General features: G+C 37.4%; 9 protein-coding genes and 1 pseudogene (1 of these 10 cut by a window edge). 5 read left to right on the top strand and 5 right to left on the bottom strand.

Annotation, left to right across the window (positions count from 1 at the left end; all coding sequences use genetic code 11):
- Nucleotides 1-176, bottom strand: the start of a protein-coding gene (locus LEP1GSC062_RS06115) for a DUF6580 family putative transport protein (protein WP_010577625.1). The gene continues 346 nt to the left of window position 1, outside the view; only the first 176 of its 522 coding nucleotides appear in the window; it begins with the start codon at nt 174-176; its stop codon lies off the left edge, out of view.
- 151 nt (nt 177-327) lie between these two features.
- Between LEP1GSC062_RS06115 and mazG the strand changes: the two genes are divergently transcribed.
- The 3 genes from mazG to LEP1GSC062_RS06100 are packed head-to-tail and all read left to right on the top strand — an operon-like array spanning nt 328 to nt 2299.
- Nucleotides 328-1143: a nucleoside triphosphate pyrophosphohydrolase gene (gene mazG, locus LEP1GSC062_RS06110; RefSeq protein ID WP_039941355.1), complete on the top strand. Its 816-nt coding sequence runs from the start codon at nt 328-330 to the stop codon at nt 1141-1143.
- On the top strand, nt 1140-1529 hold the full coding sequence (locus tag LEP1GSC062_RS06105) for an LIC_13241 domain-containing protein (RefSeq protein WP_020983699.1): 390 nt from the start codon (nt 1140-1142) through the stop codon (nt 1527-1529). Before mazG ends, LEP1GSC062_RS06105 begins: the two co-directional genes overlap by 4 nt.
- Nucleotides 1526-2299, top strand: a complete 774-nt coding sequence (locus LEP1GSC062_RS06100; RefSeq protein ID WP_010577623.1) for a response regulator — start codon at nt 1526-1528, stop codon at nt 2297-2299. The genes LEP1GSC062_RS06105 and LEP1GSC062_RS06100 overlap by 4 nt, the downstream gene beginning before the upstream one ends.
- Here LEP1GSC062_RS06100 and LEP1GSC062_RS06095 read toward each other — a convergent pair.
- The 3 genes from LEP1GSC062_RS06095 to LEP1GSC062_RS06085 form a co-directional block, all read right to left on the bottom strand.
- The gene (locus tag LEP1GSC062_RS06095; protein WP_020983671.1) at nt 2296-2955 is read right to left on the bottom strand and encodes a hypothetical protein; all 660 of its coding nucleotides are present in this window, start codon (nt 2953-2955) and stop codon (nt 2296-2298) included. The two genes, LEP1GSC062_RS06100 and LEP1GSC062_RS06095, sit on opposite strands and share 4 nt — an antisense overlap.
- A gap of 112 nt (nt 2956-3067) precedes the next feature.
- A complete protein-coding gene (locus LEP1GSC062_RS06090; protein WP_010577622.1) occupies nt 3068-4264 on the bottom strand; it encodes an NADP-dependent isocitrate dehydrogenase in 1197 nt (398 codons plus the stop codon).
- 67 nt (nt 4265-4331) lie between these two features.
- On the bottom strand, nt 4332-4907 hold the full coding sequence (locus LEP1GSC062_RS06085) for a hypothetical protein (protein ID WP_039941327.1): 576 nt from the start codon (nt 4905-4907) through the stop codon (nt 4332-4334).
- Nucleotides 4908-5185: 278 nt separating this feature from the next.
- On the opposite strand from LEP1GSC062_RS06085, the gene LEP1GSC062_RS06075 reads away from it, so the two are divergent.
- Both LEP1GSC062_RS06075 and LEP1GSC062_RS06070 read left to right on the top strand, forming a co-directional pair.
- A complete protein-coding gene (locus tag LEP1GSC062_RS06075; protein WP_020983732.1) occupies nt 5186-5605 on the top strand; it encodes an LIC_13246 family protein in 420 nt (139 codons plus the stop codon).
- Between the two features lie 31 nt (nt 5606-5636).
- The gene (locus LEP1GSC062_RS06070; protein WP_020983696.1) at nt 5637-6767 is read left to right on the top strand and encodes a hypothetical protein; all 1131 of its coding nucleotides are present in this window, start codon (nt 5637-5639) and stop codon (nt 6765-6767) included.
- A gap of 764 nt (nt 6768-7531) precedes the next feature.
- On the opposite strand, the pseudogene lenF reads toward LEP1GSC062_RS06070, so the two are convergent.
- Nucleotides 7532-8344, bottom strand: a pseudogene (gene lenF / locus LEP1GSC062_RS06065) (endostatin-like outer membrane lipoprotein LenF); the annotation flags it as partial.
- Nucleotides 8345-9320 lie beyond the last annotated feature (976 nt).

The raw sequence follows: 9320 nt of genomic DNA, 5'->3' as shown, positions 1-9320 counted from the left end.
CTCATAAAAAGGGCACATACAGGAAGCAACAGAGACAACTTTTTAGAAACAAAATGGGCTCCCGCAAAAAGAGAAACCGCAAGAATTGGTGTAAAATTAGCCGGATGTGGAAAATAACGACTCGCAATCGCAATCAGAATGAGTGAAAGAACAATAAGACTTTTTGAACGTATCATAGAGGGCCTATAAAGTATTTTTTTGAACTATACTTCAACTTTACGACTCCCGTCAATCCAATCCCGATTTCAAAACAATTGAAAAAGAGTGCAGATTCAGCTTGGAGATTAAAAATTGGAACAAATCTCCGTCGTTTTTGGAGGAACTCATATGCAGGCAAAATCACTCGCAGAGGAAATTGATAAACTTCAAGAAATCACGGCCACTCTCCGAGGAGAAAACGGATGTCCTTGGGATAAGGAACAGGATCACCAAACTTTGATTCCTTATCTCATTGAAGAATCCCAAGAAGTCATCGAAGCAATCCTAAAAAACGACGACGAACTTCTCAAAGAAGAATTGGGTGATCTACTGTTTCAAGTTGTGTTTCATGCAAAACTTGCTGAAGAAAGACATTCATTCAATTTAGGAGACATTGCAAAAAGCGTTTCCGATAAACTAATTTTCAGACATCCGCACGTTTTTAGACCGGAAGAACTCACCCTTTCTTCTTCTCAGGAAGTTTTGGAAAATTGGGAGAAAATCAAGGATAAGGAAAAAAAGAAATCAAACGACTCATCCATTTTTTCGAATATCCCGGAGAATTTCTCTTCCCTTTTAAAAGCGGAAAAGTATCAAAAGAAAGCCGCCAAAGTCGGATTTGATTGGAAGAACATTTCAGACGTGCAAGCAAAAGTTAGAGAAGAAATGGAAGAGTTCTTAATCGAATTTGGTCGTGTCAAAGCAAACGGAAGCAATCAGGTTCGTATCGAAGAAGAATTCGGAGATTTATTATTCAGCTTAGTAAATTTAGGAAGACATCTTGGAATTTCCTCCGAATCCGCACTCACAAGAACGAATGCAAAATTTAAGAAAAGATTTCAATACATAGAACAAACCTTAAAAAACCGAGGTAAAACCCCGAAAGAATCCGACTTAAAAGAAATGGATCGACTTTGGAACGAGGCAAAAGAATCGGAAACATGAACGGACCGGATTCACTCGAAAAAAGAATTGAACAAACCGAAACTTTGATTTCTATCCTCTCCAAAGAGTTTTTTTTGAAGTTAAAATCGGATTTAGAAGAATGGCCACGAACGTATGAATTTACGTATCTGGAAAAAAATTACAAAGCGATGTTTTCCGTTTTCGGTTCCTTTACTTTGATTCCGAGCGATATAAAACAGGTAGCAGGATCTTTTCCGATTTATTATCTCAGTTTATGTAATAATGTTTACCAACGGCTTGTTTGGACCAAACCGGACGGAGAAATCATGGACGACCCAAAACAAATCTTTGATGAATTGAGAAAATATATTCAAATTTTCGAAACTTCGATTTCAAAAATCGATCCGAGAGAAAAACAGGCTTGAAAGTACTCGTTTTAGATTCCGGTTCAACATTCAGAAAAATCATATCTTCTTTTTTTCCCACGGAAGACTTTCAGATCGTCGAAGCGGGTTCGGCAAAAGAAGGATTGGATCTTACGTTTCGGGAAAATTTCGATCTAATTACGATCGGAATGATTCTTCCAGACTCCGACGGATTTACGGTCTGTAAAACCATACGAAACGGTTTACGGGAAAATAAACATAATGCATGCAAAAATTCTAAAATATATCTCATTACTTCCGGAGATGTCGAATCAAACCGCACAAAATCCATGGAATTCGGATTTGACGGAATTTTTCCGAAACCCTCGGGAATCGACGAATTGAAATTGGTAATTAAGGAAATTATAAAATTCTCTTACCAAAAGAATTCTATAGAACAACGAAAAGTCGGAAAAATCCTCATTGTAGACGACTCGGAACTCAACTTACTTCTTTTAGGAAAAATTCTGGAAAGGAACGGTTATTCCTTTCAGGCATTTACAGAAGGAAAAAAGGCGTACGAATACCTTCAATCTTCCGGGGAAAATATTTCTTACATTCTCACCGACTGGATCATGCCCGGCTTTTCAGGACAAGAACTCGTGGAGGCAATCCGCAAACAGGAAAAATTCGACAAAATTCCGATCACGGTGATTACGGGACTTGAGGAAAATGTGGGTTTGAATATCTCAGTCTCTCAGAAAAACGTTTCCATTCTTCAAAAACCGTATTTTGAAAGAAAAATTTTAGAATACATTCGCAAAGTTTAATTTACGGCGAGAAATTGAATTTCCCGAACCACATCCGAGTGACAGTCCGTTCTGAATTCTCCCAAAAAAGGTTTTAAACCGGAAAACCACTGTCCGTTTTCATACTGCAAGTCGTTCCAATACAAAAACAACGTTGTATCTCCAAACTGATTGCTGAAGGAGATCTGCTGAATCTCGCCCGTCGGAGAAGGCTCCTTGAAAAAGATTTCTCCCGACAAAGAAATTATCTGGATCTGATAAGGCTCAGCTCGATAGGGAATTCCTTCCTTTCGTTTATTGGAAGATTTCAATTTCCAACCCGTAATTTTGATTTTGGAAATCTCATCGAGCTTTAGAGATTTTGAATATGTTATATTGTTTTTTTTGTGCTGAAACTTAAATTCAATCGGAGGATTTTTCCAAAAACCTTCCACGTCTCGACCGTCGCAAAAAATCACTTTGATCTTTTTTTCTCCCTTTTCATCCACCCCGGTACCGGTTTGTTTTTCGGCTTCTCCCCTTTGATTTCTGGAATCTCCAACCGTCGGCTCCACGGGTAATGTCGGTTCTTTGGGAGCTTTTTGAGAATCAAGGGAAACCGCGAAAAGTAAAAAGAAGAATACGAACAGCCGTTCCAAACAAAGAATCCGATTCAGAATCAAAGTCTTACGTTTCATGGTTATAGTTGAAATTCCCGACCCGGCAAACCCGCGTAAAATGATTACTACGAGCAGCCCCGACCTGGCGTGTTTAAAAACCGGCCACGGTCGGGATTTTGTTTTTAAACGATTAAAGCTTTTTCTGGATCGCTTCCATAAACTGAAAGGTATCCAGAGCTTTTGCATTTGGATCTGTACAAAGAAGTGTTAAATCCTTTGTCATTTCCCCGCTTTCGATCGTGTCGATCACGGCCTTTTCGAGTTTATGACCAAAAGCGACTACATCCGGAGTTCCATCCAATTCTCCCCTTTTGATCAACGCTCCCGTCCAAGCAAAAATGGAAGCGACTGAGTTTGTGGAAGTAGTTTCACCCTGTTGGTATTTACGGTAATGTCTGGTTACGGTTCCGTGAGCGGCTTCGTATTCGAATTTTCCGTCCGGAGAAACAAGTACGGAAGTCATAAGTCCCAAAGATCCGAATCCGGATGCGACCATGTCGCTCATCACGTCTCCGTCGTAATTCATCAGAGCCCAGAGCATTCCGCCCTCGTTTTTCATAATTTGAGCGACCGCATCGTCTATGAGATAATACGAATATTCGATTCCGGCTTTTTTGAGATCTCCGGCTTTGGCTTTTGCAAGTTCGTCGAAAATCGCCCGAAACCTAGCATGATACTTTTTAGAAATGGTGTCTTTTGTCGCGAACCAAAGATCGATCTTTTCGGAAATCGCATAATTGAAACAAGCCTGAGCAAAACTAAGAATAGACTTATCTAAGTTATGCTGACCCATAATCACACCCGCTCCGTCGAAGTCGTGGATCAAGGCTCTTTGTTTTTCCTTTCCGTCTTTTCCGGTATAAACGAGTTCCACTTTTCCGGCTTCCGGAATGTAAAGCTCGGTATCCTTATAAAGATCCCCGTAAGCATGACGTCCGACCGTAATTGGTTTTTTCCAAGAACGAACCGCCGGAGGAATATTTTTTACGATGATCGGTTTACGGAAAACGGTTCCGTCGAGAATGGAACGAATGGTTCCGTTAGGCGATTTCCATTCTTGTTTGAGATTGTATTCTTTAACTCTGTCTTGGTTCGGGGTGATGGTAGCGCACTTAACGCCGACTCCGTATTTTTGAATTGCGTGTGCGGAATCTACGGTGACCTTATCGTCCGTCTTGTCCCTATACTCCACGCCTAAATCATAATAGTCCAGTTCGATATCGAGATAAGGATGAATGAACCTATCCTTGATCTCCTTCCAGATGATCCTGGTCATCTCGTCCCCGTCAAGCTCAACAAGCGGGGTTTTTACCTTAATCTTTGTCATTGAATTCTCCTTAAGATTTTGCGATGATATAATAATAGAATATTATTCTGTTCTAAAGTCCCAACCGTCATCGGGAAGGAAAATTAGGATTTTCCGTAATTCTCATAATCCCATTTCTGAGCCAAGCAAGATTCTGCATTTCGAAATAATTGATCGCAACCGGAAGTGAAACAATTCCTATCACGGAAAAATAACGATACTTTAAAGAATCCCTCACGCTAAGCGCTTGGATCGTTTTTTCAAGTCTGACAAGAATTTTTTTCCAACGAAGAAAAAGCGGTTTTAGTTCCGAATTACAATCTTCGAAAAAAAGTTCTTCCGCACTTTGAGTGATGATTTCCTTGAGACCGATTGGCAATGCAGGAGAGCCGAATTGATCCCGAAAACGGACCAAATCTTTTTCAATCTCTTCTTCGGATTGTCTTGAAATGGGAAGAATGGAGCTAATTCCAACGGAAATCGGAAGGGAAACCCGAAGAAAAAAATCGCCTGCCACCATATCTTGCAGATAGGAGCGGATCGATTTTCTCGACGTAATCGAAAAATCGAGCTGATTGGAACTAAAATTCTTGGTGGTTTGAATGATATATTGGGTCAGCTTGATTTTTTCTGTCCAAAATACTGCCAATAGATCGGATTCCATAGCTCTGAATGATACTATTTTGATTTTCGCTTTTTTAGCAAGATTTATTAAAAGGAAGTCTCTTCAATGCAAAAAGTTAAAATCCCTCAAAGAATATCCCTTCTGTTCAATTCCGAAAACAACGATTTTCCTTTTGAAAAAGAAAAGTTTCGAATTCCGCAATCTCTGCTTCGAACGTCGATCTTCTTCCACAGCAGTTTCTTTTTATTTTAAAAAAATCGGGTTTCTTACCTTCCTCTGAATTTTCCTCTCAGAACCGCTTTTAAAGAGGTAAAAAAATGAAAGGTACAATCGATCCAAATCGAGAAAAATGGATGAAGTTGATTTCAAGAAAAAATGACTTTCGAAAAATAGTCTCAACATTAAACAACTTCTACATTCCGAAAATTCCCTTTTCAAAACTGGCCGAGGGTCAAAAGATGAGAATCAGACTTGCTCAAAAAAAAGTTAAAAAATTCGAAGCCTTTCTCAAAAAGATAAGCGACTATGAATTTATAATTTTCCTACAAATAGAAAATCAATTCGAATCCTGGATACACCTGGACGGGATTCGGGAAGAAAAGGATCGATTTTTAAAGGAAGGGAAAGGCGATCATCCGATTTTCGAACACATTAGTATTTCCGATCTTTACGAAAATAACTGTGTTTTTGCAAACGCAGAAGAAACGAAAATTCTGAATCTAAAAGATTCTGCTTGATCAATTCTTTCCGAGTTTAAGGATTTTTGGAATGTTCCAACCAACTTATTCGGGAAAGAGTTCAGATCCGGTTCTGTCTTTTTCTAAACTCAGGGTTCTTTCGTTTTTGGTCCTTAGTTTCTTATGCGTTTTTCAAGGTACTCTCAAAGCTGAAAGCACGGCGCTTCTCAAAAGAACGGGACTCAAGAACTATTCTTTCCAACCCTATACGCAAGAAGGTTACTTTCAGGCTTGGAACTATTCCTATCAAGACGGTAAAATTTTTATCTACGCGACTTTTTTGGTAAGTAATTTAGGTCCGGGAACAAAAAACTGCGGAGTCAGTTTAGTTATTCATACGTTAGGAGAAGGGACTCAATTCATCACGAAAGAATTCTCCTCAAAAAATTTAATCGCAGAAAAGGGTAAATTTGATCTCAAAATAGAAAACAATCGTATGTCCCTCAATTCTGAAGGAATTGAAATCCAACAAGAAATTGAAAATATTAAATTATTCTTATCTTTTAAATCAGACTTGAAACAGGGAATTTCCCTTTCCGGAGGAAAACATACGGTCGAGGAACCGCATAAATTCGTTCAAGCCGATATTGCGTACTCGTTTCAATCCGCTTGGGGTTATTTAATCCAAGACGGAAAAAAAAAGGAACTTCTCGGAACCGGGGGATTGGAACATCTTCTCACAAACTACGAAGTATACAAATACAGCCGAAGATGGGAATTATTTCGGTCGATTAATGGAAAAGAATTTCGTTTTTATATTGGAGGTTTTTTAGGAAACGATTCATTTCCTGGAGGTTATTTCAAAACAGCCGCGCTTTTAAATTCAGAAGGGAAAACAATTTTTTTCGGCAAAGTCGATAAGTTTGAAGTGTTAGAAACAGAAAAAGAACCTTTTTCGGGATACGATCTTCCTCTTCGAGAAAAAATTTATTTTGAAGACGGCTGCTCCGCCGAACTCGTTCGTAAACAATCGGTAGGTAGCATTAATGTTCTTTCCAACATTTCTTCCGTACTTCGATTTTTTATTCGTTTGTTTTTTGCAAAACCGTATCAGATCTATTCATTAGCGGATTTAAATCTTCAATGTCCTGGTAAAAATTTACCTCCCGGTTCGTTTGAAACCTTTAATGGAATCCTTTCGTATTATCTGATCAATCCTTGAAGTTGGTTTTAAGAATCAAAAATTTAGTTCTTTTTTAATCCGATGAGAGTCGTCAAAACTTGGATTTGTAGTACGTAGAAATTTAATTCTTACCGATCCCGACACATAGGTAGACGGCATCCCTGATGAAACGTAATTTGTGAAAACTTTTACAACACTCAGACTTCCTGTAAAACACGAGAGTAGCAATCAAGCGGCATTTCTAAACCGATTGCCCTTGCAAATGATACTATGAGTTTGTTTGTCCAACAAGTTAGAATTACTCAACAAAAGCCATAAATTCCAAAATAGGAGCAATCCGTAAAATCTCTACATTTTTTCACAAAAATCCAACTTTAATTTTTCAGTACCGTAAGAGCTTGCTCTTATCTATCCTAAAACTTCAAAATACAGGAACACATACGAAAACTTTAATAGTAAGAAGACTATAAAAATCTAATATATTACTCATTCCTACATAATAGAGTTCCCAAAATTCTGCGCATAAACGGGAATTTGTGCCAAAATTGGCGGCATTCCTTCATGTAAAGATCAGTAGCAAAGAGAGGGCTTCTGTGGAATTACCACAATCGTTCAACAAAATTCTCAAACCAAAATTTAAGTACATTTTAAAAATGGAATATTTAAAAAAACGTAAATACATAGAGTAAATAAAATAGCGGAATAATTTCTCACCCGCCATCTAAACTACTTTTCGAAATCGGATTTTTCTATATTTCTAAAAAATAGAATATTCTAAAATTATCATTCTATCTTATTTCTCACTGCTCCACACAGACAAGGCCTAAGTTATACGGACCATAGGATGTACGAGTAATGGAACAAGATGTGGTAAAACTTCCTCCCGTCGAAATCTTCGCTGTAAGAATGTCCGAATCCGTACGAGTCGAACTCCCGAACGATCCATAAAGAGCAGCAATAGAACCATTCCAGGAGTCACAAGCAATCGGCACTCCCCCAGGTTTCCAAGTTGTCCAATTCGAATTTAAGCCGGTCCACTGACCAGACTCACCCTGAAGTGTAAACGGATTTTCCAGTTTTGCGCCGTTTGCAAAATCAAACATACCAGAACTATTCGTGGTCATTACAATCGCACCGTCCTCAGCTCTTTGATATTTTTGATTCGGTTGGAACACCCAGTTTACTTGTCCATTCGTAGAGTTAGGACCCACTGTTGTCGCTACCCTATTGACTCCATCCGTTAGCATTGCTTTGTATATTCCAGCACGAGGAAGATTCGAAGGAATATTGCTCTGACAAAACGCATCCGCTCCAGAAATTCCTCCAAAGTTTCCATGGTGAACAACACCAAAAGATGATGTCGTAAAGATATACGGAGTGATGCCAGATGGAAAAGCTGACTGTAGATTTTGTCCGCCCTGAAACTGATTGCCACTCGCAATTCGATCTCTTGCCATACGATTTTTAGTACAATCTAATCCGACACATCCCTGTTCGTTAGAGACAAGCGAAAGTAATCCGCTTAAAACCGCATTATCATCAGATGACTTATTCAAACACGCGACAAATACCAGCGTGAAAGCTGATAAGATCGTAAATTTATATTTAATCTTCATAATCGTTTATTTACTCCTAAAATTACGAGTAATTCTGAATCTAATATATAAGCATTAATGACTTAAAAAACATAAAAGACTCATTTTTATCGCATATGCGATAACCTAACAAACGTAAGTTGATTTTTTTCAAAAATTTTGAAATATAATTATTTTTTACATATTTGATACAGAATAAATCTTTTTAACTACACCGTTTAAGTTTCAGCTAACACTAATTTAACGTTCCAAAAATCGATTTATTTAAAAGTAAAATCGAAAGATTAAAACTATTATATTTTTTAGCCCTTAAAAATTGAAAAATTAAGCATAAAAGTCTATTTTCAGAAAATTAGAAAATATTAATATTTTGAAAAATTTTTCTAATTCGTTTAACACAAAGGAATGTTTAAGTTCGCTTATAAGTATTACTTACTTTTTTGCGAATTGATACATTTATGAATTACCAATAGTGTTATTGAAAAATTCCATGATTCAGATTACTACTCGGACGCATGAAAATGATACTCGAAAATAAGCGGTCGGTTTTGCAAAAACACAACGGTTCTCAAAAATTAAGTCAAATCGGGAAATCTCGACTTTTTAGAGAAAGATTCCAACATTCTAATTTTCGAAATAGTTTATCATAGTATTTTATTCATGCATCCGAGTAGTAACAAAGCCGCTTCAAACGTCCATTTCAATGAAGCAGAAATGGATAGAAAAATTAATTTTTCAACAACTCTAATATAGAAAAATAGAATTTTCTAAAGATAAGAATTCCTACATTTTTAAGATTTCAGTGTGAGATTTTAGATTTGCAAGAGTTTCTACAAATAATTTTCTTACGAATTTTTAAACATTCATTTTTTGTAATTAAGTTTGCATGAGTTTCTACGTTTGGAACGTTAAAACAAGTTCCCACCCTTGTTTAAAATACCTTAAAGCTTACTTTATTAAACCCTATAAAAATAGACGCCATTACTCATCTCTACAT

The organism is Leptospira alexanderi serovar Manhao 3 str. L 60 (genome assembly GCF_000243815.2).
GTDB classification, from domain to species: domain Bacteria; phylum Spirochaetota; class Leptospiria; order Leptospirales; family Leptospiraceae; genus Leptospira; species Leptospira alexanderi.
The sequence above is the reverse complement of the archived record's forward strand: the minus strand, read 5'-3'. Positions and strand labels throughout refer to the sequence as shown.

Excerpts from the sequence above, each read along its gene's own strand:
- mazG (WP_039941355.1), top strand. The coding sequence starts at position 328 with ATGCAGGCAAAATCACTCGCAGAGGAAATTGATAAACTTCAAGAAATC.
- LEP1GSC062_RS06105 (WP_020983699.1), top strand. The coding sequence starts at position 1,140 with ATGAACGGACCGGATTCACTCGAAAAAAGAATTGAACAAACCGAAACT.
- LEP1GSC062_RS06095 (WP_020983671.1), bottom strand. The coding sequence starts at position 2,955 with ATGAAACGTAAGACTTTGATTCTGAATCGGATTCTTTGTTTGGAACGG.
- LEP1GSC062_RS06090 (WP_010577622.1), bottom strand. The coding sequence starts at position 4,264 with ATGACAAAGATTAAGGTAAAAACCCCGCTTGTTGAGCTTGACGGGGAC.
- LEP1GSC062_RS06085 (WP_039941327.1), bottom strand. The coding sequence starts at position 4,907 with ATGGAATCCGATCTATTGGCAGTATTTTGGACAGAAAAAATCAAGCTG.
- LEP1GSC062_RS06075 (WP_020983732.1), top strand. The coding sequence starts at position 5,186 with ATGAAAGGTACAATCGATCCAAATCGAGAAAAATGGATGAAGTTGATT.
- LEP1GSC062_RS06070 (WP_020983696.1), top strand. The coding sequence starts at position 5,637 with ATGTTCCAACCAACTTATTCGGGAAAGAGTTCAGATCCGGTTCTGTCT.